The organism is Microbacterium sp. MMO-20 (assembly GCF_037147735.1).
GTDB lineage: Bacteria > Actinomycetota > Actinomycetes > Actinomycetales > Microbacteriaceae > Microbacterium.
On sequence record NZ_JBBCUU010000005.1, the window covers coordinates 105,771 to 128,964 of the forward strand.

Annotated in this window: 27 protein-coding genes; 23 read left to right on the top strand and 4 right to left on the bottom strand. The window is 70.5% G+C overall.

Features of this window, described 5'->3' with window-relative positions:
• Window positions 1-5: 5 nt before the first annotated feature.
• Entirely contained in the window at window positions 6-920 is a 915-nt protein-coding gene (locus WFI52_RS08630; protein ID WP_336626801.1) for a DUF808 domain-containing protein, read from the bottom strand.
• A 148-nt stretch (window positions 921-1,068) separates the two neighbouring features.
• Between WFI52_RS08630 and WFI52_RS08635 the strand changes: the two genes are divergently transcribed.
• The 9 genes from WFI52_RS08635 to WFI52_RS08675 all read left to right on the top strand — a co-directional run bounded on the left by WFI52_RS08635 (window position 1,069) and on the right by WFI52_RS08675 (window position 7,099).
• Window positions 1,069-2,598, top strand: a complete 1,530-nt coding sequence (locus tag WFI52_RS08635) for an MATE family efflux transporter (RefSeq protein ID WP_336626800.1) — start codon at window positions 1,069-1,071, stop codon at window positions 2,596-2,598.
• 27 nt (window positions 2,599-2,625) lie between these two features.
• On the top strand, window positions 2,626-2,928 hold the full coding sequence (locus tag WFI52_RS08640; RefSeq protein ID WP_336626799.1) for a DUF427 domain-containing protein: 303 nt from the start codon (window positions 2,626-2,628) through the stop codon (window positions 2,926-2,928).
• A gap of 55 nt (window positions 2,929-2,983) precedes the next feature.
• Complete coding sequence (locus WFI52_RS08645; protein WP_336626896.1) at window positions 2,984-3,739, top strand: alpha/beta fold hydrolase; 756 nt, start codon at window positions 2,984-2,986, stop codon at window positions 3,737-3,739.
• Window positions 3,736-4,728 (top strand): Gfo/Idh/MocA family protein, encoded by a 993-nt coding sequence (locus WFI52_RS08650; protein WP_336626798.1) that lies wholly within the window; start codon window positions 3,736-3,738, stop codon window positions 4,726-4,728. The genes WFI52_RS08645 and WFI52_RS08650 overlap by 4 nt, the downstream gene beginning before the upstream one ends.
• 76 nt (window positions 4,729-4,804) lie before the next feature.
• On the top strand, window positions 4,805-5,176 hold the full coding sequence (locus WFI52_RS08655) for a helix-turn-helix transcriptional regulator (protein ID WP_336626895.1): 372 nt from the start codon (window positions 4,805-4,807) through the stop codon (window positions 5,174-5,176).
• Between the two features lie 14 nt (window positions 5,177-5,190).
• Window positions 5,191-5,634 (top strand): VOC family protein, encoded by a 444-nt coding sequence (locus WFI52_RS08660; RefSeq protein WP_336626797.1) that lies wholly within the window; start codon window positions 5,191-5,193, stop codon window positions 5,632-5,634.
• Between the two features lies 1 nt (window position 5,635).
• Window positions 5,636-6,091, top strand: coding sequence for a hypothetical protein (locus WFI52_RS08665; protein ID WP_336626796.1), 456 nt, complete (start codon window positions 5,636-5,638; stop codon window positions 6,089-6,091).
• Between the two features lie 40 nt (window positions 6,092-6,131).
• Entirely contained in the window at window positions 6,132-6,758 is a 627-nt protein-coding gene (locus tag WFI52_RS08670; protein ID WP_336626795.1) for an acyl-CoA synthetase, read from the top strand.
• Window positions 6,755-7,099 (top strand): amino acid transporter, encoded by a 345-nt coding sequence (locus tag WFI52_RS08675; protein ID WP_336626794.1) that lies wholly within the window; start codon window positions 6,755-6,757, stop codon window positions 7,097-7,099. The genes WFI52_RS08670 and WFI52_RS08675 overlap by 4 nt, the downstream gene beginning before the upstream one ends.
• Window positions 7,100-7,174: 75 nt before the next feature.
• Here WFI52_RS08675 and purB read toward each other — a convergent pair whose 3' ends face one another.
• Entirely contained in the window at window positions 7,175-8,557 is a 1,383-nt protein-coding gene (purB, locus tag WFI52_RS08680) for an adenylosuccinate lyase (RefSeq protein ID WP_336626793.1), read from the bottom strand.
• A 26-nt stretch (window positions 8,558-8,583) separates the two neighbouring features.
• Window positions 8,584-9,105: a low molecular weight protein-tyrosine-phosphatase gene (locus tag WFI52_RS08685; protein WP_336626792.1), complete on the bottom strand. Its 522-nt coding sequence runs from the start codon at window positions 9,103-9,105 to the stop codon at window positions 8,584-8,586.
• Between the two features lie 134 nt (window positions 9,106-9,239).
• On the opposite strand from WFI52_RS08685, the gene WFI52_RS08690 reads away from it, so the two are divergent.
• Together WFI52_RS08690 and WFI52_RS08695 are read left to right on the top strand one after the other, a co-directional pair.
• Window positions 9,240-9,527 carry a hypothetical protein gene (locus WFI52_RS08690; RefSeq protein WP_336626791.1) on the top strand — a complete coding sequence of 96 codons (288 nt, stop codon included), beginning with the start codon at window positions 9,240-9,242 and terminating at the stop codon, window positions 9,525-9,527.
• Window positions 9,524-10,906, top strand: a complete 1,383-nt coding sequence (locus WFI52_RS08695; protein ID WP_336626790.1) for a hypothetical protein — start codon at window positions 9,524-9,526, stop codon at window positions 10,904-10,906. Before WFI52_RS08690 ends, WFI52_RS08695 begins: the two co-directional genes overlap by 4 nt.
• Here the strand turns inward: WFI52_RS08695 and WFI52_RS08700 are convergent.
• On the bottom strand, window positions 10,903-11,310 hold the full coding sequence (locus WFI52_RS08700) for a phage holin family protein (protein WP_336626789.1): 408 nt from the start codon (window positions 11,308-11,310) through the stop codon (window positions 10,903-10,905). The two genes, WFI52_RS08695 and WFI52_RS08700, sit on opposite strands and share 4 nt — an antisense overlap.
• Window positions 11,311-11,386: 76 nt before the next feature.
• Here WFI52_RS08700 and WFI52_RS08705 point away from each other — a divergent pair, with 76 nt between their 5' ends.
• The 12 genes from WFI52_RS08705 to WFI52_RS08760 all read left to right on the top strand — a co-directional run bounded on the left by WFI52_RS08705 (window position 11,387) and on the right by WFI52_RS08760 (window position 23,177).
• Complete coding sequence (locus tag WFI52_RS08705; RefSeq protein WP_336626788.1) at window positions 11,387-12,460, top strand: histidinol-phosphate transaminase; 1,074 nt, start codon at window positions 11,387-11,389, stop codon at window positions 12,458-12,460.
• Window positions 12,461-12,578: 118 nt separating this feature from the next.
• Complete coding sequence (locus WFI52_RS08710) at window positions 12,579-13,706, top strand: thiamine pyrophosphate-dependent enzyme (RefSeq protein WP_336626787.1); 1,128 nt, start codon at window positions 12,579-12,581, stop codon at window positions 13,704-13,706.
• Complete coding sequence (locus WFI52_RS08715) at window positions 13,706-14,683, top strand: alpha-ketoacid dehydrogenase subunit beta (RefSeq protein WP_336626786.1); 978 nt, start codon at window positions 13,706-13,708, stop codon at window positions 14,681-14,683. Before WFI52_RS08710 ends, WFI52_RS08715 begins: the two co-directional genes overlap by 1 nt.
• Window positions 14,684-14,694: 11 nt before the next feature.
• Window positions 14,695-16,062: a dihydrolipoamide acetyltransferase family protein gene (locus WFI52_RS08720; protein ID WP_336626785.1), complete on the top strand. Its 1,368-nt coding sequence runs from the start codon at window positions 14,695-14,697 to the stop codon at window positions 16,060-16,062.
• A 46-nt stretch (window positions 16,063-16,108) separates the two neighbouring features.
• On the top strand, window positions 16,109-16,732 hold the full coding sequence (locus WFI52_RS08725; protein ID WP_336626784.1) for a MarC family protein: 624 nt from the start codon (window positions 16,109-16,111) through the stop codon (window positions 16,730-16,732).
• Window positions 16,733-16,777: 45 nt separating this feature from the next.
• Entirely contained in the window at window positions 16,778-17,788 is a 1,011-nt protein-coding gene (locus WFI52_RS08730; protein ID WP_336626783.1) for a metal ABC transporter solute-binding protein, Zn/Mn family, read from the top strand.
• The gene (locus WFI52_RS08735) at window positions 17,785-18,600 is read left to right on the top strand and encodes a metal ABC transporter ATP-binding protein (RefSeq protein ID WP_336626782.1); all 816 of its coding nucleotides are present in this window, start codon (window positions 17,785-17,787) and stop codon (window positions 18,598-18,600) included. Before WFI52_RS08730 ends, WFI52_RS08735 begins: the two co-directional genes overlap by 4 nt.
• Window positions 18,597-19,451, top strand: coding sequence for a metal ABC transporter permease (locus tag WFI52_RS08740; RefSeq protein ID WP_336626781.1), 855 nt, complete (start codon window positions 18,597-18,599; stop codon window positions 19,449-19,451). The genes WFI52_RS08735 and WFI52_RS08740 overlap by 4 nt, the downstream gene beginning before the upstream one ends.
• Before the next feature lie 48 nt (window positions 19,452-19,499).
• Window positions 19,500-19,940: a Fur family transcriptional regulator gene (locus WFI52_RS08745; RefSeq protein ID WP_336626780.1), complete on the top strand. Its 441-nt coding sequence runs from the start codon at window positions 19,500-19,502 to the stop codon at window positions 19,938-19,940.
• Window positions 19,927-20,988, top strand: coding sequence for a permease (locus tag WFI52_RS08750; protein WP_336626779.1), 1,062 nt, complete (start codon window positions 19,927-19,929; stop codon window positions 20,986-20,988). Before WFI52_RS08745 ends, WFI52_RS08750 begins: the two co-directional genes overlap by 14 nt.
• A 34-nt stretch (window positions 20,989-21,022) precedes the next feature.
• Window positions 21,023-21,760: a TIGR03943 family putative permease subunit gene (locus WFI52_RS08755; protein WP_336626778.1), complete on the top strand. Its 738-nt coding sequence runs from the start codon at window positions 21,023-21,025 to the stop codon at window positions 21,758-21,760.
• Complete coding sequence (locus WFI52_RS08760) at window positions 21,750-23,177, top strand: hypothetical protein (protein WP_336626777.1); 1,428 nt, start codon at window positions 21,750-21,752, stop codon at window positions 23,175-23,177. The genes WFI52_RS08755 and WFI52_RS08760 overlap by 11 nt, the downstream gene beginning before the upstream one ends.
• Window positions 23,178-23,194 lie beyond the last annotated feature (17 nt).

A 23,194-nucleotide genomic window follows, 5' to 3' on the forward strand; every position in this document is an offset into this window, starting at 1 on the left:
GGGCGTCACGCCTTCGGCGCCGCGTGCCCTTCGGAGAACGAGAGGTTCCGGCCGAACGCCTTGCCGATGAGCAGCACGACTCCGACGATGACGAGGCCCCACGCGAGCCCGGCGACGGCGGAGATCGCGGTGTCGGCGAGCCACACGACGACCGCACCAGCGGGCTCGAGCGCATGCTCGACGGTGTGCAGCACGTCGATCGGAGCGTGCCAGCCGACCTCGCCCAGGTTCTGCAGCACGAGGTGGCCACCCACCCACAGCATCGCGACGGTGCCGACGATCGAGATCACGCGGAACACCGTCGGCATCGCGCGGACGACACGCTCGCCGAAGCGCCGCACGCCGGGCGAGTCTCCGGCGGCCATCGTGAGGCCGATGTCGTCGAGCTTCACGAGCAGCGCGACGGCACCGTACACGAGGGCCGTCATGGCGAGGGCGATGATCGCGAGCACGGCCAGGCGCATCCAGAAACCCAGACTCGGATCGATCGCCGCGAGACCGATCAGCATGATCTCCGCCGAGAGGATGAGGTCGGTGCGCACAGCTCCGGCGACCAGTCGCTTCTCGTCACGGCCGCCCTCCTCCCCGTCGTGGCCGCCGTGATGGAAGCCGAACCACTCGAGCACCTTCTCCGCGCCCTCGAAGCACAGGTAGCTGCCGCCGGCGATCAGCAGCCACGGCAGCACCCACGGGGCGAAGGCCGTGAGCAGCAGCGCGATCGGGATGATCACGAGGAACTTGTTCGCGAGCGATCCGAGCGCGATGCGCCCGACGACCGGCAGCTCGCGCGCGGGCGACAGGCCCTGCACGTACTGGGGCGTCACGGCGGCATCGTCGATGACGACTCCGGCCGACTTCGCGGACGCTTTGAGAGCGGCGCTCAGGATGTCGTCGACAACAGCGAGCAGACCCACGGACATGCGTCTCACAGTACGCGGTGCGCACTCAGGCGGGGGACTTGACCTCGTCGAATCGATTCGATAGAGTGGATGCCGTGGCGCTCCGTCGGGGGCGCCCTTCGCCGTTTCCGGCCTGTTCCCTCTCTCCGCTCCCTCCCGCGAAGGATCCATGTCCCGCACCCTCACCACCGGCCGCCCGTGGCGCGTCATCCTCGCCTTCTCGGTGCCGCTGCTGATCGGCAACGTCGTCCAGCAGCTGTACCAGTTCGTCGATGCCATCGTCGTCGGGCGTCTCCTCGGCGTCGACGCGCTCGCCGCCGTCGGGGCGACGGGTGCGCTGCTGTTCCTGTTGCTCGGGTTCACCTGGGGCCTCGCGAGCGGTTTCGCGATTCCGACGGCGCAGGCGTTCGGTGCGCGCGACTTCGCGGGTGTGCGCCGCTCGGTCGCCACGGGCGCTCTGCTGTCGGCGGCGATCACGATCGTGCTGACCGTCTTCGCGCCGATGTTGGCGGGACCGATCCTCGCACTCCTGCAGACCCCCGCAGAGCTTCTGCCGGGGGCGACGGTATTCGCGCAGATCAGTTTCCTCGGCACGGGCGCCATCGTCGCGTTCAACTTCCTCGCGTCGATCATCCGCGCGATCGGCGACTCGCGGACCCCGCTCATCTTCCTGACGATCTCGTGCCTGCTCAACGCGGGACTCGTGATCCTCATGGTCGGCCCTCTGGCGTGGGGAATCGCCGGTGCCGCCCTCGCGACCGTCGTCGCGCAGGCGGTGTCGGTCGTGCTGTGCCTCGACTACGTGCGGCGGCGCGTGCCGGTGCTGCACGTGCGCCGCTTCGACTGGCGCGTGACGCGCGCCGACATCGCCGAGCACCTGCGGCTCGGCCTCCCGATGGGATTCCAGGCATCCATCATCGGCATCGGCACGCTCACGGTGCAGATCGCTCTCAACACGCTCGGCGCCGATGCGGTCGCCGCGTACACGACGGCGTCGCGCGTCGACGGACTCGCGGTGGCGCTCCTGCAGTCGCTGGGCCTCGCGGCATCCATGTACGCGGCGCAGAACCTCGGCGGGCGCCGGCCAGACCGCATCCGCCGCGGTGTCGTCCAGGCGGTGTGGATGGCGCTCGGCGCCGGAGTCGTGCTCGGAGCGCTCCTCATCGCGTTCGGCGGATCCATGGTGCGCCTGTTCGTCGGCGACGGCTCGGAGCGCGTCGTCGAGCTCGCGACGCTCATGCTCCACGTCAACGGCTTCTGGTACTGGGCGCTCGCGATCCTGTTCATCCTGCGCGGATCGCTGCAGGGCCTCGGATCGACGATCATTCCCACCGTCACGGGCGTCATCGAGCTCATTATGCGCGTCGTCGCGGCGCTCCTGCTCGGGCACCTGCTCGGCTTCGAGGGCGTCGTGTGGTCGAACCCGCTCGCGTGGATCGGCGCGTGCGTCGTGCTCGTTCCCGCCTACATCCGCGCGCACCGCGCCCTCGCGGCCATGCCCGTCGACCCGATCGAGGTCACCGCGACGACGGCCATTCCCGTCATCGGGCCGACCGACGGATCGATGGTGGTGGATGCCGTGGTCACGGCATCCATCCCGGTCATCGCGTCGCAGGACGCGGTCCGTGGGCGCGGACGACGCCGCGGCGAGTCCGCGCGCACAACGCGCAGGGGCCGAAAGGTCGGCACGCGGGAGTAGCCTCGGGTTCATGCGGAAGGGGTTTGCATGAAAGCCGTCCTGAACGACACCGTCATCGCCGAGGCGCCGCGCGAGGACCTCATCTCCATCGAGGGCAACTGGTACTTCCCGCCGTCGAGCGTGCGCGCCGAATACCTGAGCACGAGCCCGACGCCGTACACCTGCCCGTGGAAGGGCGAGTGCCAGTACTTCACCGTCACGGCGGAGGGCGAGACGCTCCCCGATCGCGCCTGGAGCTACCCGCACCCGTACCCGTCGGGAATTCAGCGCGTCGGCAAGGACTTCTCCGACTACGTCGCGTTCTGGAAGGAGATCCGTGTCATCGAATGAGCAGGCGCCCGCGCCGCTGGCGGAGCTGACCCGGCTGCCCGATCCGCAGTTCATCATGGTCGGCGAGGGGCTGCGCATCGCGACCTACTCCTGGGGCGAGCTGGACGACCCGGTCGTCGTCGTCGTGCACGGGTTCGCCTCGAGTACGAAGGACAACTGGGTCGCGACCGGCTGGGTGCGCGACCTGCTGCGCGCCGGCTACCGCGTCATCGGGCTCGACCAACGGGGGCACGGGGCGAGCGACAAGCCCCACGACTCGCACGACTACGACCTGCGTCAGCTGGCGGGCGACGTCGAGACGGTGCTCGACACCTACCTCGTCGACGATGCCCTCTACGTCGGGTACTCGCTCGGGGCGCGCGTCGGGTGGGAGGTGATCCAGGACATCGCACCGCGCATCCCGCGCGCGATCCTCGGCGGTGTACCCGACGGCATCCCGCTCGCGCGGCTGGACATCGACCAGGTGCGCGCCTACGTCGACGAGGGGATGCCGGTGACCGACCGCGTGACGCAGAACTACATCGCCCTCACCGAGCGGGTGCCCGGCAACGACCTGCGCGCCCTCCTCGCGATCGCCCGCGGCATGCGCGAGTCGAAGACCGTCGATCCCGATCCGGCGCACGCCCCGCAGCAGCCCGTGCTGTTCGCCACCGGCTCCGAGGATGCGATCATCCCCGGCTCGCGCGCGCTCGCAGCGGCCACGCCGCAGGGGAGGTTCCTCGAGATCCCCGGTCGCCACCACTTCAACGCCCCGGGCTCGCGCGTCTTCCGCGAGCAGGCGATCGCGTTCCTGCAGGAGGAGACCCGGTGACCCGCACCGACACGATCCGCCTCGCCACCATCGGCACGAGCACCATCACGGAGCGCTTCGCCGATGCCGTCCGAGCGGCGGATGCCGGCGGCGACGGCATCCGCATCGACGTCGCCGTCTCCCGCGATGCCGAGCGCGGTCGCGCCTTCGCCGACCGGATCGGCGCACCGCGCACCGCGACCGATCTCGACGCGCTGGTCCGCTCGGGCGACATCGACGCCGTCTACGTCGGGTCGCCCAACGGAGTCCACGCCGAACAGGCGCGGCGCGCGATCGCCGCCGGCGTGCACGTCTTCCTCGAGAAGCCGGCGACGCCGACGGCGGAGGAGTTCGCGGACCTCGTCCAGCTCTCACGCGAGCACGGCGTCGTCGTCTTCGAAGGCATGCGCAACGTCTACGACCCCGGCCTGCGGCGCGTCGCCGAGATGCTTCCCCAGGTCGGTCCCGTGCGGCTCGTCTCGTTCGGGCAGTCGCAGTACTCGGCGCGCTACGATCTCGTCCTCCGCGGGGAGACGCCGAACATCTTCGACCCGAAGCTCTCCGGCGGCGCACTTTTCGACCTCGGCGTGTACCCGCTGAGCGCCGCCATCCACCTGTTCGGCGCGCCCACATCCGCCACGGGTCATCTCGTCGAGATCGCCACGGGAGCCGACGGCGCGGGCGCCGCCGTCCTCGGCTACCCCGACACCGTTGCGCAGGTCTCGTTCTCGAAGGTCGGCGTCTCGCACCGGCCCAACGAGATCCAGGGCGAGTGGGGCACGATCACGTTCGACGAGGTGACCGCGCCGCGCGAGATCGCGCTGTCGCTGCGCGCCCGCGGTGACGCGGCCGCGTCGCACACCGCCGAGCGGGTCGAGGCGGCCGCGAACAACATGGTCTACGAGGTGCAGCGCTTTGCGGCGCTCGTGCGCGGCGAGGACCCGGCGCCCGATCAGGAGCGCACGCTCGCCGTCCTCCGCATCATCGCGGCGCTGCGCGCACGCGCGTGACGCCCATGACGGACTGGCCGTGACGACCCGTCAGGACCTCGACACCCTCGCCCGGTTGCGGCGCGTCCGTGACCGGATGGACCGTTCGTACGCGCAGCCGCTCGATATCGAGTCCCTCGCGCGCGATGTGCACCTCTCGGCGGGCCATCTGTCGCGCCAGTTCGTGCTCGCGTACGGCGAGACGCCGTACGCGTACCTCATGACCCGTCGGATCGAGCGCGCCATGACGCTGCTGCGTACGACCGATCTGTCGGTCACCGAGGTGTGCTTCGCGGTCGGCTACCAGTCGCTCGGCACCTTCTCGACGCGCTTCAGCGAGCTCGTCGGCGTGGCCCCGAGCCTCTACCGCGACCGGGGTGCGCCGTTTCGCCCCGGCATGCTGCCGTGCATCGCGAAGCGCCTCACGAAACCGATCAGGAATCGAGAAGCGCCGCCTTCGCCGAGCTGAATATCGTGAACGCCATGGACATCACCATCCACTCCAGCTTCCTTCCGCACACCGATGCCGAGGCATCCCTCGCGTTCTATCGAGACGTGCTCGGGTTCGAGGTGCGGCTCGATGTCGGCTACGAGAGTATGCGCTGGATCATCGTCGGACCGCCCGATCAGCCCGACACCGCGATCGTGCTGCACCCCGTCGGCGTCGGCTACGAGGTCTCCGACGACGAGAAGCAGACCCTGCTCGAGCTCGTCGCGAAGGGGAGCTACTTCGGGGTCAATCTCGCCACCGACGATCTCGACGCGACGTTCGCGGCCATCGAGGCGGCGGGCGCCGACATCGTGCAGGAGCCGATCGATCAGGATTACGGCATCCGTGACGCCGCCGTGCGCGACCCCGCGGGCAATCTCATTCGCATCCAGCAGAACCGCGCGACCGACAGCGCGCCCACCGAAAACGGACACTGACATGACCGACACGAAGAGCGGGTTCAGCGCCGACGAGCGCGCCGCGATGAAGCAGCGCGCGGCGGAGATCCGCGCCGACAAGGGCCTGAAGGGCGCCGCGAAGACGGCGAAGGAGTACGAGGACTGCATCGCCGCGATCGATGCGCTCACCGGCATCGACAAGGAGGTTGCGGTCACGCTCCACCAGATCGTCGCCGACGTCGCGCCCGACCTCGCTCCGAAGACCTGGTACGGCTTCCCGACCTATGCGAAGGACGGCAAGGTCGTCGTCTTCTATCAGCCGGCGGCGAAGTTCAAAACCCGCTACGGCACCGTCGGCTTTCAGGATGCCGCGCAGCTCGACGACGGCGCGATGTGGGCCGTGACCTACGCCGTCGTCGAGGTGACGGATGCCGTGCGGGCGAAGCTGCGCGACCTCGTCGCCACCGCGGCCGGAGCTCCGGAGGAACGCGCCTAGACTGGGGAGGTCCTTTTCTTCCCGTCCGGATGAGCTCCACGTGACCGACGCCTCGACGCGCACCTTCGCCGTGCGACACCTGCAACTCGCGCGTGCCCTGTTCGCGGCGATCGCGGCGATCATGATCACCTTCTCCGCCGATCACTCCGCCGCCGTCGGCCTCTCGGTGTTCAGCGGGTTCGCCATCGCGACGGCGATCGTGCTGTTCCTCGGAGTCTGGCTCGTGTACCCGGCGGCGTCCCGCGCAGTCCCAGTGCTCCTCGGCATCGTCACTCTCCTCGCGGGCATGGTCACCGGCATCCCGCCGCTGCGCTCGACGACGCTCTTCTTCGTGGCCGTCATCGCGTGGGCGGTGATCGCGGGCGTCATCGAGCTCGTCGGCGGTCTGCGCGCACGTCGTACCGGAGACGCGTACGCACGGGACGGCATCCTCATCGGCGCCTTCACGCTCGCCCTCGCCGTCGGGCTGCTCGTCGTGAACCCGGCGTTCCGCCTCGACTACACGGTCGGACCCGAGGACCTCACCCTCACGGGCACTGCGATCGGCGTCGGAATCTTCGGGGGGTACGCCGCGATCATCGCGGTCTTCCTCGGCATCGCGGGCTTCTCCCCGCGGACCGTGACGGCTGCGCCGGTGCCCACGCCGACGGCAGGAGAGCGCGCATGAGCGAGAACCGACCCACCCGCCGCGACCTCATGAAGCCGGTGCAGCTGCTCGGATTCGCTTTCGCCGCCGCCGTCTTCGGCGGCGTCATCGCGCTCGTCTCGATGGGCTTCTTCCAGGATCTCAGCGACGACCAGCGCATGCACGTCGTGGTCGTCTCGCTCGTCGTCGCCGGCATCGCCTTCATCGCGACGCTCGTCATCATCGCTCTGCTGATGCTCGCGGTCGACCCGGCCCAGGTGACCAAGCCGGTCCAGAACGGCGTGCTGCTGCCGGAGTCCGACGAGACCGCGAGCGACGGCCGGCCGGATGCCGCGGCATCCGACGGCCCCGCTCCGCGCTAAACACGCGCCGAAACGTCGCGCGGGCTGTCGCGTAGCGCGCTGCATGCCGTTTCGACGGGTACGGCCCCGCTCCGGCTAGAGCTCGTCGACGAGGGCGTCGGCGAGGCCTGTGTAGGTCGCGGGCGTCAGCGCGACCAGGCGCGCTTTGGCATCCTCGCCGATGTCGAGACCCTCGACGAAGGCCGCCAACTCGGGCCCGCCGACGCGGCGGCCGCGCGTGAGCTCCTTGAGGAGGGCGTAGGGGTCGGTGATCTCGGAGCGCCCGGCGACGATCTCGGCGCGGACGACAGTCTGGATCGCCTCGGCGAGCACCTCCCAGTTCGCGTCGAGGTCGGCCAGCAGCACGTCGCGAGAGAGGAGGATCTCGGTGAGGCCCCGCTGCAGGTTGTCGAGCGCGAGCAGCGAGTGTCCGAAGGCGACGCCGATGTTGCGCTGCGTCGTCGAGTCGGTGAGGTCGCGCTGCATTCGGCTCGTGACGAGAGTGGATGCCAGGGTCTGGAACAGCCCCCCCGCGATCTCGAGATTCGCCTCGGCGTTCTCGAACCGGATCGGGTTGATCTTGTGCGGCATCGTCGACGACCCCGTCGCGCCCGCGACCGGGATCTGCGCGAAGAAGCCCATCGAGATGTACGTCCAGATGTCGGTCGCGAGGTTGTGCAGGATGCCGCCCGCGTGGCGCGCGCGGTCGTACAGCTCGACCTGCCAGTCGTGCGACTCGATCTGGGTCGTGAGCACGTTGAAGTGGATGCCGAGGCCTTCGATGAAGGTCCGCGAGAGCTCGGGCCAGTCGGTGTCGGGGGCGGCGGCCAGGTGCGCCGACCAGGTGCCGGTCGCGCCGGAGAACTTCGCGAGGTACTCACCGCCCGCGATCTGGTCGGCCACGCGCGACAGGCGCCAGGCGAAGACCGCGAGCTCCTTGCCCATCGTCGACGGGGTCGCGGGTTGGCCGTGCGTCCGGGAGAGCATCGCGGCATCCCGATGCTCGCGGGCGAGCTCCGACAGAGCGGAGATGACGGCGCGGAGCTTCGGCAGCCAGACGTTCTCGACTGCGCGCTTGACGGTGAGCGCGTAGGAGGCCGAGTTGATGTCCTCGCTCGTGCAGGCGAAGTGGGTGAGCTCGGCGATCGCATCAAGCCCCAGGGATGCCAGCCGGTCGCGCACGAGGTACTCGACGGCCTTCACGTCGTGGCGTGTGACGGCCTCCTTCTCGGCGAGCCAGTCGATCTCGGCCTGTCCGAAGTCGCGGTAGAGGCTCCGCAGGCTCCCCTGCTGAGCCGCCGTCAGCGGCGTCGCTCCGAACAACCCGCGATTCGCGAGCGTGATGATCCACTCGACTTCGACCTCGACCCGGGCGCGGTTGAGTCCCGCCTCGGAGAGGTAGTCGGCGAGGCCGGCGACGGCGGCGCGATAGCGCCCGTCGAGGGGGCTCAGAGGCTGGGGAGGCAGGGAGGTGGTCACGAGGCTCCGTTCGATGAAACGGGCGCTCAGGTTTCGCGTCGAGGAGACGATGGCCGGATGGCGGGTTCGAGCTGCCGGAAGAGCGCCCGGGTCGCACTCTCGATCATAGCGAGCACCTCGTCGAACATCGCGGGGCCGGCGTAGTACGGATCGGGCACATCCCACCCGTCCCCGACGGACGGCGCGAAGGAGAGGAGGAGCGCGAGCTTGTCGACGTCGTCGTTGGTGCGTGCCCAGCTCGTGAGGATGCGTTCGTGCGAACGGTCGAGCGCGACGACGAGGTCGTTGCGATCGAAGTCGGCGAGGGTGAATTGCCGAGCGCGATGGCGTTCGCCGTCGTACCCGCGACGATGCAGCGCCTCGATCGTGCGGACGTCGGCGCGCTCACCCACATGCCAGTCGCCGGTGCCCGAACTGGACGAGGCGACGTGATCGCCGAGGCCGGCCCGTTCGGCGAAGTCACGGAAGACGATCTCCGCCATCGGTGAGCGGCAGATGTTGCCGGTGCACACGAAGACGACGCGGAAGGGCGCGGTGACGTGCGGCATCCCTTCATTCTGGCGAGCCGCGCGCCGCCGCGGAAGTGCTCATCGCCTCCTCCACAGCGGCGGATCTCGCGGATCCGTCCACAGATTCGCCGTCCTGGCCGCCGCGCATCGCGCGTCGCGGCCAGTGTCGGGGCATGGTCTCGCTCATCGACTCGCCCCTTCTCGACGCGCTCGACGCCGCCCGTCTGCGCGTGATGCGCGCGCAGGACGGGGTCGTGCGTCTGCGAGCGCGGGTCGTGGCGCTCGCGGATGCCACCGACTGGCGTTCGCGCGCGACCGAGCACTATCGGGCGGGCATGGCCGAGCTCGACGGCGTGTGCGCGCGCCTCGCCGATCTGCTGGTCGTCGCCGAGGCGGCGCTCGACGACGCCGCGCGCCGCGAAGGTATCCGCGTCGCCCTGCTGTCCGCGAGTGGCTCATGAGCGCAGCGGGTGAGCTCGACATCGGCAGCGGCGGTATCGTCGCCGTCGACACCGAGAGCCTGCGCGCCGCGGCGGGGGCGCTGCGTGCCCTCGGCGCGGACTGCGATGAGATCGAGGCGCTCCTGGCCGCTGCCCGCCGAGGCCTCGGCCCGCACGCGGCAGAGCTCGCCGCCGCCGGCGGGACGGTGCAGGATGTCGCCGCTCAGGTCGCGCGGATCGCGGGCGACCTCGACCGCATGGCTGACGTCTACGAGCTCGTCGAACTCTCGTCCCAGATCGAGTTGGCCGGTGTGACCGACGACCAGGACCGCGCAGCCGCGCTGCGCGGTCGGATCGCGGCCCTCGTCGCCGCCGACCCGGGGCTCCTCGCCGCCGTCGCCGCTGAGACGGCGCGCTGGCGCACCGCAGAGCCGAGCGCGCTGTGGCACCAGAACGACCTCCCGCTCCTCCCGATCGCTCCCGGCGGTGACATCGCCGGGCTCGGCCTCCTCGCGGTGCTCCTCTCCGGCGCCGCGACAGCGCTGGGTCTGGGCACGGTGCCGCGGGGCACGCAGCTCGGCGGACCGGAGAACCCCGTGACGGTCACCCGGCTGAGCGCCTCCTCCGGCATTGCCGCAGCGCCGGCATCCCTCAGCGACACGGTGGATCGCATTCCGCGCGGTGAGGGGCGGGTGCGAGTGGAGCGGTACACCATGCCCGACGGCTCGCAGCGGTTCGCCGCCTACGTCGCAGGCACGGTCGACGGCGCCGACCGGAGGGAGCCGATGGACTGGTGGTCGAACTTCGCCCTCTACGGTCGCCAGCACGCGGCATCCGAGGCGGCCGTCGCGGCCGCGCTCGCAGACGCCGGAGCCGAGCCCGGTGACAGCGTCGAACTCTTCGGGCACTCGCAGGGCGGCATGGCCGCCTCTTACGTCGCCCTGTCGGAGGAGTACGACGTGCCGCTCCTCGTCACCTATGGGGGTCCCGTGCAGGCCGATGTCGGCGAGGCGACGCTCAGCGTCGCGGTGCGGCACCTCGACGACCCGGTCTCGGCGCTCGCCGGAGGCGGGTATGCGGCGGGGGTCGGGGCGGCGGGCAGCTTCGTCGCGACGCGCGAGACGCCCGGCACGCTCGCGAGCGGACAGGGCCCGATCGACCCGCACCGGCTCGACGCCTACCGCGAGACGGCGGTCATGCTGGATGCCTCGTCCGACCCGCGCATGCGCGGCGTGCACGATCGGCTCGGCGAACTCGCCCGCGCCGGATCGGTCGAGGTCTTCACCTACAGCGCGGCTCGTGAGAATGAGGTGCTGCCCAGCGCTTCGTATGCGCGCGGCGGAGGAGAGCCGACGCCGACGCTGCCGTACGGGGCGGCACGCGGCGGCGGACTCCCCTAGCGCGAGCGCCGGCGGTCGTTCGACTGGGGGCGCAGGATGATGCCGAACACCCAGTTGATGAGCGAGATGACGATCGCCGCGAGAATGCCGTGCCACAGGTCCTCGACCTGCAGTCCCCAGCCCCACCACTGCGTGAACCACGCCGTGATCATGAGGAGAAGCCCGTTCACGAGGAAGGAGATGAGACCGAGGGTGAGGATGTAGAGCGGGAAGGCGACGATCTTGATGACCGTGCCGATGATGCTGTTGACGATCGCGAAGACGGCGGCGACGGCGAGGAGCGACAGCACGAGCTGCAGCGTCTCACCCGGCGCGAACGGCGTGACGACCGTCATGAGGGCGGGGATCAGCGTCACGACCCAGATCGCGAACGCGTTGACGATGACTCGGATGATGAAGCGCATGGTGCGGTCAGTCTCGCACGGCCGCCGCGCGGTGGCGACTGCGAATCCCGCGCACGCGCCCTCGTAGACTGCTCGCGTGAGCGACCTTCCCGACCTGCCCGTGCGCATCCGTCCCGAGATCGCGGCGCTGCCCGCCTACAAGCAGGGCAAACAGGCCGGCGCCGACGCGTTCAAGCTCTCCAGCAACGAGAACCCGTTCGACCCGCTGCCCGGTGTCGTGCAGGCGGTGCAGGCCGCCCACGGCTTCAACCGGTATCCGGATGCCACCGCGGCACGGCTGCGCGCCCGCCTCGCCGAGCGCTTCGACGTCGCCGACGGCCACATCCATGTGGCGGCGGGTTCGGTGTCGATCCTGTTCCAGCTCGCGCAGGCCACGAGCGGTCCCGGCGACGAGATCCTGTTCTCGTGGCGCTCGTTCGAGGCCTACCCGAGTCTCGCCGTCGTCGCGGGGTCGACCGCGGTGACGGTGCCGAATGACCCCGCAGGCGGCCACGATCTCGACGCGATGGCGGATGCCGTCACCGACCGCACCCGCATGATCATCGTCTGCACCCCGAACAACCCGACCGGCCCGATCGTCACGCAGGCCGCGTTCGACGCGTTCCTCGCGCGCGTCCCCCGGGACGTGCTCATCGTCCTCGACGAGGCCTACGCCGAGTTCGTCACCGACTCCGACGCGGTCGACGGTGCGCGCGTGCTGGCAGCGCGGCATCCGCACGTCGTCGTGCTGCGCACCTTCTCCAAGGCGTACGGGCTCGCGGGCCTGCGGGTCGGCTACGCCGTGGGCGACCCGCGCGTGCTCGCGGCGGCGCGGTCGACGGGCATTCCGCTGTCGGTCACGGCCGCGGCCGAGGAGGCGGCGCTGGCGAGCCTGGATGCCGAGGACGAGCTGCGCGCGCGTGTCGCCGAACTCGCCGAGCGTCGTGACGCCCTCGCCGCGCGGCTGCGCGACGTCGGCTGGGACGTGCCGGTCGCGCAGGGCAACTTCGTGTGGCTCCCCGCCGGCGACCGGGCGCTCGAGGTCGCCGCGGCCTTCGACGCCGCGGGCCTCATCGTGCGGCCGTTCGCGGGCGACGGCGTGCGCATCTCGATCGGCGAAGCCGAGTCGCTCGAGCCCATCGTCGCCGTCGCCGCCGCAGTCGCGCCGTAAGCGCTCCGGCGCCCGGCGCACTGGGGGGGTGGGGACTGTGGCGAACGGACGGCGGATCGCGGCATCCGTTGTGGAGCGCATGCAGACCTGCGCATACAGGCGGGTCTAGCGTGGAAACATGACTTCGCCCGACGACAAGGCACTCGTGCGCGTCTTGGCAGCCGACGGAACCTTCGCGCCCACGCCCGAGGCGGAGCGCTATCTTCCGCTCGTCGAGGCCCTGACCGATCAGGATCTCGAGACCTTCTACCGCGACATGGTCGTGGTGCGCGCCTTCGACCGGCAGGCCACCAATCTGCAGCGGCAGGGGCAGCTCGCGCTCTGGCCGCCGTCGTTCGGTCAGGAGGCCGCGCAGGTCGGCTCGGTGCGTGCGACGCGGCCGCAGGACCACGTCTTTCCGAGCTATCGCGAGCACGTCGTCGCGACGGTCCGCGGTGTCGACCCGATCGACATCATTCGCGTCATGCGGGGGCTGTCGCACGGCGGCTGGGACCCGACCGACCCCAAGAACGGCAACACGCGCATCTACACCCTCGTCCTCGGCTCGCAGACCCTGCACGCGACGGGCTTCGGTATGGGTCTCGCCTTCGACGGGCGCTCGGGCACCGGCGATCCCGAGCGCGACGAGGCCGTCATCGTCTACTACGGCGACGGCGCATCGAGCCAGGGCGATGTGCACGAGGCGATGGTCTTCGCGAACACGTACCGCACCCCCGAGGTCTTCTTCCTCCAGAACAACCAGTGGGCGATCTCGGTGCCCGTCGCTACGCAGGCACGTGGGCCGCTGTACGAGCGCGCCGCCGGATACGGCATGCCGTCGCACCTCGTGGACGGCAATGACGTGCTCGCGAGCTACGCGGTCTCCAAGCTCGCACTCGACGAGGCGCGGTCGGGCTCCGGGCCTCAGGCGATCGAGGCCACGACCTACCGCATGGGCGCGCACACGACGAGCGACGACCCGACGAAGTACCGCACGTCCGACGAGGAGGAGTCGTGGGCGCGTCGCGATCCGATCGCGCGCATGCGCGCGTATCTCGAGGCCAAGGGGGCCGCGGCATCCTTCTTCGACGAGGTGGATGCCGAGGCGCAGGCCTACGCGGACGACGTGCGCACCCGCACGAACGCGCTCGGCGGGCTCGAGGCCGACACGATGTTCGCCCACGTCTACAGCGACGCGCACCCGCTCATCGAGGAGCAGCAGCGGTGGCTCGCCGCCTACGAGGCCTCGTTCGAAGGGGGTGCGTGATGGTGGAGTCGATGCCGCTCGCGAAGGCGCTGAACGCCGGCCTGCGCGCCGCCATGACCGCCGACGACCACGTGCTGCTGATGGGCGAGGACATCGGCAAGCTCGGCGGTGTCTTCCGCGTCACCGAGGGCCTGCAGGCCGAGTTCGGCGACCGTCGGGTTCTCGACACCCCGCTCGCCGAGTCGGGGATCGTGGGCACGGCGATCGGCCTCGCGATGGCGGGGTTCCGTCCCGTGGTCGAGATCCAGTTCGACGGGTTCGTCTTCCCCGCGTTCGACCAGATCACGACGCAGCTCGCGAAGCTCACGAACCGGCACGAGGGCGCGCTGGCGATGCCGATCGTCATCCGCATCCCGTACGGCGGCCACATCGGCGCGGTCGAGCACCACCAGGAGAGCCCCGAGGCCTACTTCGCGCATACCGCGGGCCTGCGCGTGGTCAGCCCGTCGACCCCGAACGACGCGTACTGGATGATCCAGGACGCCATCGCGTCGCCCGACCCCGTGATCTTCCTCGAGCCCAAGGCGAAGTACTGGATGAAGGGCGATGTCGAGACGGGCGAGCGCGCCCTCCCGCTGCACGCCTCCCGTATCGTCCGGCGGGGCACGGACGTCACCCTCGTCGGTCACGGCGCGATGGTGACGACGCTCCTGCAGGCGGCCGCGCTCGCCGAGTCCGAGGGCACGAGCTGCGAGGTCGTCGACGTGCGGTCGCTGTCGCCGATCGACTACGGTCCGATCCTCGATTCGGTGCGTCGCACCGGCCGCATGGTCTACGCGCAGGAAGCGCCCGGCAACGTGTCGGTGGGGTCGGAGATCGCGGCGACCGTCATGGAGCGCGCCTTCTTCGCCCTCGAGGCACCGGTGCTGCGCGTGTCGGGCTTCGATGTGCCGTTCCCGCCCGCGAAGCTCGAGGGCACGTACCTGCCCGACGCCGACCGCATCCTCGAGGCCGTCGACCGCGCCCTCGCCTACTGACTGGAGTCGCCATGAGCACGCAGACCTTCCACCTGCCGGACGTCGGCGAAGGACTCACCGAAGCCGAGATCGTGCAGTGGCGCGTGGCGCCGGGGGACACGGTCGCGGTGAACGACGTGCTCGTGGAGATCGAGACGGCCAAGTCGCTCGTCGAGCTGCCGTCGCCGTTCGCCGGAACGGTGGGCGAGCTCCTCGCCGCCGAGGGCGACACCGTCACGGTCGGCGCGCCCGTCATCACGATCGCAGGGGAGACGGGCGGCCAGGATGCCGCGGCGGGCCTCTCCGCGCACGGCGAGCCCGCCGCGGAGCCCGAGTCCGACCCCGCCGGGGCCGTGCTCGTGGGGTACGGCACGGGCGCGGGTGCCACCTCGCGACGCAGGCGCCCGGAGCGCGTGGAAGCGCGCACCGAGGCCGTTCGCGCGTCGGTCGGAGTCGTCGCGAAGCCTCCCGTGCGAAAGCTCGCCCGCGATCTCGGTGTCACGCTGTCGGAGGTCTCGCCGACAGGCCCCGCCGGCGAGGTGACCCGCGACGACGTCGTGCGCCACGCCGAGCAGGCGAGCGTCTTCCGCAATATCGCGACGCCCGAGGCGCCCACCGAGCGGGAGCACACGATCGCGGTCGCTCCCGCCGTCCCGCACGCCCCCGCACCTGCCCGAGCTCCCGCGCTCGACGAGGGCCGTGAAGAGGCGATCCCGGTGAAGGGTGTGCGCAAGGCCACGGCATCCGGCATGGTGCGCTCGGCGTATACGGCTCCGCACGTATCGGTGTGGACCGATGTGGATGCCACGCGCACGATGGAGCTCGTCAAGCGGCTCAAGGCCTCGCCCGACTTCGCCGACATCAAGGTGTCGCCGCTGCTCATCATGGCCCGAGCAGTGATCTGGGCCGTGCGCCGCACCCCCCTCATCGGCGCCGCGTGGGTCGACAACGAAGACGGTTCGGCCGAGATCCGCGTGCGCAACTACGTCAACCTCGGTATCGCGGCGGCAACCCCGCGGGGACTGCTCGTCCCGAACATCAAGGACGCGCAGGACCTCTCCCTGCGCGACTTGGCGCGGGCGCTCGAGAAGCTGACGCTCACAGCGCGCGAAGGCAGGACGACGCCCGCCGACCAGCAGGGCGGCACCGTCACGATCACGAACATCGGCGTGTTCGGGATGGATGCCGGCACGCCGATCATCAACCCCGGCGAGTCCGGCATCGTCGCGATGGGCACGATCCGGCAGAAGCCGTGGGTCGTCGACGGCGAGGTGCGCCCGCGGTTCGTGACGACGGTGTCGGGCTCCTTCGACCACCGCGTCATCGACGGCGACGGCATGAGCCGGTTCATCGCCGACGTGGCCTCCATCCTCGAAGAGCCGGCGCTGCTGCTCGACTGAACGGCGGCCGATCGCGACGCTCCGGCGACTGCGCGACAATGGCGACATGCTGAGCGTGTTCGTCGCGGCGCTCGCCGCGCTCATCCCGATCACCAACCCGATCGGGGCCGTCGCCGCCTATGCGGGACTCTCGTCGCACCTCGACGCGGACGAGCGGCGGCGTCAGGCGTGGCGCACCGGGACCTACGTTGCGGTCATCCTCGCCGTGTTCGCGGTGCTCGGAACACTCATCCTGCAGCTGTTCGGCATCTCGCTCGCCGCTCTCCAGATCGCGGGCGCGCTCGTGGTCATGCACTCCGGATTCGGGATGGTCGTGCCGCGCGACGCCCCGCCGACGGTCGGCCCGGAGGCGGTGCACGCCGCGACCAAGACCGACATCAGCTTCTCGCCGATGGCATTGCCGCTCATCGCCGGCCCCGGTGCGATCGGCGTCGTGATCGGTATCGCCGCGCGCAACACCAGCGTGCTCGACCGCGTCGCGATCGTCGCGGCGGTCCTCGTGATCGCCGCCGTCATCGCGGCGCTGCTGCGCTATGGCACGCCGCTCGCCCAGAAGCTCGGACCCACCGGGGTCGGCGCCATCACGCGGGTCATGGGCTTTCTCATCCTGGCGATCGGGGCCGAACTGCTCGTCCACGGTCTGACGGCGGCGTTCCCGGCGCTCGCATAGCGCTGCCGATTTGAGAACGATTATCAATAGCCGTACCCTGGGGGCATGAAGCGATCCGTTCCCCTCGTCACCGCCGTCGTCGCGGCGTCCGCACTGGCCCTCGCCGGGTGCGCCGGCACCGCCGCCCCGGAAGGGACCTCCGCCGACGGCAAGCTGCAGGTCGTCACCTCCACCAACGTCTACGGCGACATCGTCAGCGCGATCGCAGGCGACACCGTGGACGTCACCGCGATCATCTCCTCGACCAGCCAGGACCCGCACGAATACGAGGCCACGGCGAAGGACCAGCTGGCCGTGTCCAAGGCGGGGCTCCTCATCGAGAACGGCGGTGGGTACGACTCCTTCATGGACGCCCTCGTCGAGGCCACGGGGACGAAGGCCCCCGTCATCTCCGCCGTCGAGTTCTCGCACGACTGGCCGGGCAACGACGGTCATGACCACAGCGACGACCACTCCGACGCGCCGACGGACGACCCGACGACCGAGGCATCCGACGTCGCCGACGACCACAGCGGCCACGATCACATCGAGGGGTTCAACGAGCACGTCTGGTACGACCCCCACACGATCGAGCACGTCGCCGAGAAGATCGCCGAGGAGCTGACCGTGCTCGTCCCGTCGGAGTCGGCGACGTTCTCGCAGGGGCTCGCCGACTTCACGGCCGGCATCTCGACGCTCGAAGGCGCACTCGACACGCTCTCGGCCGCGCACGCGGGCGAGAAGATCTTCATCACCGAGCCCGTGCCGCTCTACCTCACGACGGCCGCCGGACTCGAGAACGTCACGCCTGACGCCTTCAGCGAGGCGGTCGAGGAAGGGCAGGACGTGCCGCCGGCGACGCTCCTCGAGGCGACGAGGATCCTCGAGGCGGGCGACGTCCGCATCCTCATCGCGAACTCGCAGACCGGCGGAGCGGAGACCACGCAGGTGATCGAGCTCGCCAAGAAGCAGGGCATCCCGGTCCTGGAGTTCTCGGAGATCAAGCCGCAGGACCAGACGTACCTGCAGTGGATGGAGGCGAACGTCGCACTGCTCGCCGATACGCTGAACAGGTGACGGCGCCCTCCGACCCCGTGCTGCAGATCCGCGGCGCCGCGCTTCGGCGCGGCGACCGCGAGCTGTGGTCGGGTCTCGACCTCGAGGTGGCGCCCGGCGAGCTGGTCGCCGTTCTCGGCCCCAGTGGCTCGGGCAAGACCACGTTGATGCGAGCGATCCTCGGGCTCGAATCCCTCAGCGCGGGTTCGATCACGGCGCTCGGCGAGCGCGTTCGCCGCCGCGGCAACCGCCGCATCGGCTACCTGCCGCAGGCGCGCCCGCTGTCGAGCGAGACGGGCATGCGCGGGCGCGACCTCGTCGCCCTCGGTGTCGACGGTCACCGGTTCGGGCTGCCGTTCCCGCGCCGTTCCGACCGTGCGCGGATCGACCGCCTCATCGAGGCCGTGGGCGCGCAGACCTTCGCCGACGACCCCGTCGGCGTGCTCTCGGGCGGAGAGCAGCAGCGTCTGCGCGTCGGCCAGGCTCTCGCCGACGACCCGCGCCTCCTGCTCTGCGACGAACCGCTCACGAGCCTCGACCTGGCCAATCAGCGCGCCGTCGTGCGCCTGCTCGACGAGCACCGCCGCTCCGGCGCGGGCGTGCTCCTCGTGACGCACGACATCAACCCCGTGCTCGACATGGTCGATCGCATCCTCTACCTCGCCGGCGGACGATTCACCCTCGGTTCCCCCGCCGACGTCCTCACGTCGGAGACGCTCAGCGAACTCTACGGCGCGCCCGTCTACGTCCTCCGTGCCGGTGACCGTCTGGTCGTCGTGGGGGCCCCGGATGCCGAGGCATCCCACCATCATCACCACGAGGACCACGCATGACCTGGGACGACATCGCACAGGCGATGTTCGGCGGCATCGCCGACTACGGAGAGATCCTCGCGCTCGTGCAGAACTCCCTCTGGGCGGGTGCCGTGCTCGGTCTCGTCGGCGGTCTCGTCGGCGTGTTCGTGATGCAGCGCGACATGGCGTTCGCGGTGCACGGGATCAGCGAGCTCTCGTTCGCGGGTGCGGCCGCGGCGCTGCTGTTCGGCTACGACGTCGTCGCCGGGTCGATCGTCGGGTCTCTCATCGCGGCGGCGCTCATCGGCTGGCTCGGGGCGCGCGCCCGCGATCGGAACTCGATCATCGGTGTGCTCATGCCGTTCGGGCTGGGCCTGGGCATCCTCTTCCTCTCGCTCTACAACGGACGCACCGCGGGCCGGTTCAGTCTGCTGACGGGGCAGATCGTCTCGGTGCAGAACCAGCAGCTGACTCTGCTGATCGTGATCTCGGCGCTCGTCCTGGTCGCCCTCGTGCTCATCTGGCGTCCACTGCGGTTCGACTCGCTCGATCCGCAGTCCGCGGCCGCGCGCGGGGTCCCCACGATCGCGGTCTCGCTCGGATTCATGATGCTGCTCGGCTTGACGGTCGCGGTCGCCGTGCACATCATCGGAGCCCTCCTCGTCCTCGCCCTCCTCGTCACGCCCGCGGCCGCGGCGATGCGCGTCGCCTCGGGGCCCCTGTCGGTGCCGCTGCTGGCGGCGCTGTTCGGCATCGTCTCGGCGGTGGGAGGCATCCTCCTCGCGGTCATGGGCACCCTGCCGGTGAGCCCCTACATCACGACGATCTCCTTCGCGATCTACCTCGTCTGCCGCGTCGCCGGCTCGCGTCGGGGCCGGGTCACCCGATAAACGCCCTCTCCCAGCCGACTCCGAAACCGCGTCGGTAGACTCCCGGTCATGGCCCAGCGCAACACCTGGCAGCGCGATCGCGTGCGCGAGGCGCTCGGCGACGCCACGGGATTCGTCAGCGCACAGGATCTCTACGCCGCCCTTCGCGACGAGAACACCGGCATCGGCCTCGCGACCGTCTACCGCGCGCTCGCGACGCTCGCCGCGAGCGGGGAGGCGGACCAACTGCAGAGCCCCGATGGCGAGGCGATCTACCGCGCCTGTTCGACGACGGGCCACCACCATCACCTGATCTGCCGGTCGTGCGGCAAGGCCGTCGAGATCGAGGCGCGCGAGGTCGAGTCGTGGGCTCAGCGCACGGCCGCGGCGCACGGCTTCACCGCCGCCGAGCACGTCGTCGACATCTTCGGCCTGTGCGCCGCGTGCAGCGCCGCCGCGGCGACAGCGGATGCCGCAGCATCCGCTCCCGACTCCGATGCGCGTTCCTGAGCGGACCGCTCCGCGGCAGACGTACGCCCCCCGCACGCAGCGGCTCGATCGCGACCCCCGCTTCGCACGAGCGGGACTGATCCTGCTCGGCGCCGCGGTGGTCGCGGTGCTCGTCGTCGTCGCCATCGTCTCTCCCGGTCCCGCCCTCCCCACGCGCCTGCAGGATGGGCTGACCCTCTCGATCAGCGTCCTGGTCGAGTCGATGCCGTTCGTCGTGCTCGGTGTGCTGCTGTCGATCGTCGTGCAGGTGTGGGTGCCCCCGGGGGCGATCGAGCGCTGGATGCCGCGGCGCGCGTGGGCCCGTCGCATGGTGCTGTCGCTCCTGGGCATGCTCGTGCCCGTCTGCGAGTGCGGCAATGTGCCGTTCGCCCGCGGCCTCATGATGCGCGGGTTCACGGTGCCGGAGACGCTGACCTTCCTCATCGCGGCCCCGATCGTGAACCCCATCGTGATCATCACGACGCACCAGGCGTTCGGCTTCGACGACGGCATCCTGATCGCGCGCCTACTGGGGGGCTTCGCGGTCGCGAACCTCATCGGGTGGCTGTACAGCCGGCATCCCGACCCCGACGGCCTCCTCACGGAGCGCTTCGCCGCGTCGTGCGTCGTCGCTCTCGAGTCCGACGCGCACGGCGGGCGCATGAGCGACCGGGGGCGTCGCAGCCTCGCGCAGTTCGTCGTCGAGCTGCGGGCCGTGCTGCCCGCCCTCATCATCGGCTCGGCGCTCGCCGGGGCCGTGCAGGTGCTCGTACCCCGTTCAGCGCTGCTCGCGATCGGATCGAACCCGGCGCTGTCGATCGTCGCCATGATCCTCCTCGCGATGATCGTCTCGATCTGCTCGAACGTCGATTCCTTCTTCGCACTGTCGTTCGCCTCGACGTTCACGCCCGGATCGATCGTCGCGTTCCTCCTTGTCGGGCCGCTCGTCGACGTCAAGATGCTCGCGCTCCTGCGCACGACCTTCCGCAGCCGCGTGCTCGTCGGGCTCGTCGTGATCGTCGTGCTGTTCGCGGTCGCCGTCGGATCGGTGGTGAACCTCTTTGCGTGACGCGTTCTCGGGCTGGGGATCGCGCCTTCTCGGCGTGGGACTGGCAGCAGGTCTGTCGGCCGTGACGATCGGCCTGTGGATGACGGGACAGCTCGGGCTGTACATCAACCCCGACGGGGCCTGGTTCGCGGTGACGATGGCGATCATCGCGCTCGTGGGCTGCGCCGTGAGCTTCGCCCTGCCGCGCGGAGCGGAAGCCGACCACGGTCACGATCACGGGGACCCGGAGCACGGCCACGACGACCACGGCCACGACGACCACGGCCGCGCTGCGGTGGGCGGCTGGACGGCCGCGGCGGCTGTCAGCGGCGGCATCCTCGCAACCGGCATCGTCGCGGCCATCGTGCTGACGCCGCCCGCGACGCTCTCCGCCCAGCTCGCTATGGAACGCGACACGGGAACGCCCCCGCTCTTCCAGGGCGCTGACAACATCGCCCTCGCGGCGACCGGCGACACCGCCTCGTTCGGAGTGGGCGAGTGGGCGAGTGTGTTCGCAACGGCGACCAACCCCGAGTCCTTCGACGGCAGCCAGGTGACGCTCACGGGATTCGTGACGCCGGGAGACGACGGCTTCGCGCTCACGCGCCTCGTCATCACGCACTGCGTCATCGACGCGCAGCCCGCGAGCGTCCGCGTCGCGTCGAGCGATGCGTACGACACCGGTCAGTGGGTGACCGTCACCGGCACGATCCGCGACGACGACGGTCGCCTCGCCATCCACGCCTCCTCGGTCGAGCAGATCGCCGAGCCGAAAGATCCGTATGAGTACTGAGTCGCGCCGTGCGCGCCGGCAGCGTCGGCGTTCCCGCGCGTTCCTCGGCGCGTTCGCGATCGTCGCCCTACTGCTCGCTGTGGTCGGGTTCGCCGGAGCCGCCGTCACGACGGTGCAGGGCCCGCGCGCGACGCGCGTGAGCGTCGACCCGGATGCTGCGACCCGCAACGCCGGTGCGCGCCTCATCTTCACGACGACGCAGTCCCTCGCGGAGGTGACCCCCGACCAGGTGACGGTCAGCCCGGCGGCGGCCTTCACGGTCGACACGTCGGGCCGGAGCGTCGGCGTGCGCTTCGCGCTGCCGCTCTGGGACGACACGGAGTACACCGTGACGATCCGGGACGTCGCGGGAGTGGGGGGTGGGGCATCCACGACCCTCACCGAGACGTTCGCGACCCCGAAGCTCGAAACGTACATCCTGCAGCGCGGCGGCGGCGGCGACACCGTCTTCCGGACGGACCTCGAGGGCGATGCCGCGGTGCCGGTGTACACGGCACCCCAGATCGAGGACTTCCGCGCGACGAGCTCGCACCTCGTGATCTCGACGATCGACGACGACGACCACTCGCACCTCGTCGTCACCGACCTCGACGGTCAGGGCGAGCGCGAGCTGCGGCTCCCGGGGACGGGTACCGTCACCAACCTGCAGAACGCCGATCGCGGCGGCCTCATCGGCTACACCTTCACCGACGCCGATGTCGGCGCCGCGGGGGCGCGGGAGAACGTCCTCTACACGGCATCGCTCGCCGACGCCCAAGCGCAGACCGATCCGATCGCGATCACCCGCACGGGCGGCGAGTCGCGCGTCGGCGACTGGCGGTTCGTTCCCGGTACCGACAGCCTCCTCACGCTGACCTACGACGGCGCGCTCACGCTCGTGTCGCCCCCGACGGGCGCCGGCGGGTCGGGTGGAGATCCCGTCGCTCTCGGGAACGCGCTTGCGATCGACGGCATCGCCCGCGGGACCACGACGGTCGTGATCGAGCGGGTCACGGGCCCGGCCGCGATCGATCTCGCGACCGCGCAGGAGGTCGCCCTGCCCGCGACCGACAAGTCCCTCGGCCAGGTGAACCGCGTCATCCCCCTGCAGGACGGCACCACGCTCCGCGTCCTCGCCCTCCTCGACGGGTTCACCGTGCGCTCGACGACCGTCAACGTCGTGGATGCCGCGGGCGCCGCCCGGCCCGTCTTCGCGATCGACCCGCAGGACACGCTGATCGACACGTGCGTCTCGCCGAGCGGGCGCTACGCCGCCTTCCTCGTCGCCCCCGACGCCGTCTCCAACACCTACGACGCCCACCGCCTGCCGCTGCCGAAGCAGGTGCAGACGCACGTCGTCTCGCTCGCCGACGGCACCGAGCAGGTCGCCCTGAGCGGCTTCGACATCTCGTGGTGCCAGACGCCACCGCGGATGTGAGCGGCGTGAGGCATCCG

Excerpts from the sequence above, each read along its gene's own strand:
- WFI52_RS08660 (WP_336626797.1), top strand. The coding sequence starts at position 5,191 with ATGGACATCACCATCCACTCCAGCTTCCTTCCGCACACCGATGCCGAG.
- WFI52_RS08740 (WP_336626781.1), top strand. The coding sequence starts at position 18,597 with ATGACCTGGGACGACATCGCACAGGCGATGTTCGGCGGCATCGCCGAC.
- WFI52_RS08720 (WP_336626785.1), top strand. The coding sequence starts at position 14,695 with ATGAGCACGCAGACCTTCCACCTGCCGGACGTCGGCGAAGGACTCACC.
- WFI52_RS08715 (WP_336626786.1), top strand. The coding sequence starts at position 13,706 with ATGGTGGAGTCGATGCCGCTCGCGAAGGCGCTGAACGCCGGCCTGCGC.
- WFI52_RS08750 (WP_336626779.1), top strand. The coding sequence starts at position 19,927 with ATGCGCGTTCCTGAGCGGACCGCTCCGCGGCAGACGTACGCCCCCCGC.
- WFI52_RS08635 (WP_336626800.1), top strand. The coding sequence starts at position 1,069 with ATGTCCCGCACCCTCACCACCGGCCGCCCGTGGCGCGTCATCCTCGCC.
- WFI52_RS08725 (WP_336626784.1), top strand. The coding sequence starts at position 16,109 with ATGCTGAGCGTGTTCGTCGCGGCGCTCGCCGCGCTCATCCCGATCACC.
- WFI52_RS08640 (WP_336626799.1), top strand. The coding sequence starts at position 2,626 with ATGAAAGCCGTCCTGAACGACACCGTCATCGCCGAGGCGCCGCGCGAG.
- WFI52_RS08695 (WP_336626790.1), top strand. The coding sequence starts at position 9,524 with ATGAGCGCAGCGGGTGAGCTCGACATCGGCAGCGGCGGTATCGTCGCC.
- WFI52_RS08630 (WP_336626801.1), bottom strand. The coding sequence starts at position 920 with ATGTCCGTGGGTCTGCTCGCTGTTGTCGACGACATCCTGAGCGCCGCT.
- WFI52_RS08685 (WP_336626792.1), bottom strand. The coding sequence starts at position 9,105 with ATGCCGCACGTCACCGCGCCCTTCCGCGTCGTCTTCGTGTGCACCGGC.
- WFI52_RS08675 (WP_336626794.1), top strand. The coding sequence starts at position 6,755 with ATGAGCGAGAACCGACCCACCCGCCGCGACCTCATGAAGCCGGTGCAG.
- WFI52_RS08700 (WP_336626789.1), bottom strand. The coding sequence starts at position 11,310 with ATGCGCTTCATCATCCGAGTCATCGTCAACGCGTTCGCGATCTGGGTC.
- WFI52_RS08655 (WP_336626895.1), top strand. The coding sequence starts at position 4,805 with ATGGACCGTTCGTACGCGCAGCCGCTCGATATCGAGTCCCTCGCGCGC.
- WFI52_RS08760 (WP_336626777.1), top strand. The coding sequence starts at position 21,750 with ATGAGTACTGAGTCGCGCCGTGCGCGCCGGCAGCGTCGGCGTTCCCGC.
- WFI52_RS08730 (WP_336626783.1), top strand. The coding sequence starts at position 16,778 with ATGAAGCGATCCGTTCCCCTCGTCACCGCCGTCGTCGCGGCGTCCGCA.
- WFI52_RS08645 (WP_336626896.1), top strand. The coding sequence starts at position 2,984 with ATGGTCGGCGAGGGGCTGCGCATCGCGACCTACTCCTGGGGCGAGCTG.
- WFI52_RS08665 (WP_336626796.1), top strand. The coding sequence starts at position 5,636 with ATGACCGACACGAAGAGCGGGTTCAGCGCCGACGAGCGCGCCGCGATG.
- WFI52_RS08710 (WP_336626787.1), top strand. The coding sequence starts at position 12,579 with ATGACTTCGCCCGACGACAAGGCACTCGTGCGCGTCTTGGCAGCCGAC.
- WFI52_RS08745 (WP_336626780.1), top strand. The coding sequence starts at position 19,500 with ATGGCCCAGCGCAACACCTGGCAGCGCGATCGCGTGCGCGAGGCGCTC.
- WFI52_RS08690 (WP_336626791.1), top strand. The coding sequence starts at position 9,240 with ATGGTCTCGCTCATCGACTCGCCCCTTCTCGACGCGCTCGACGCCGCC.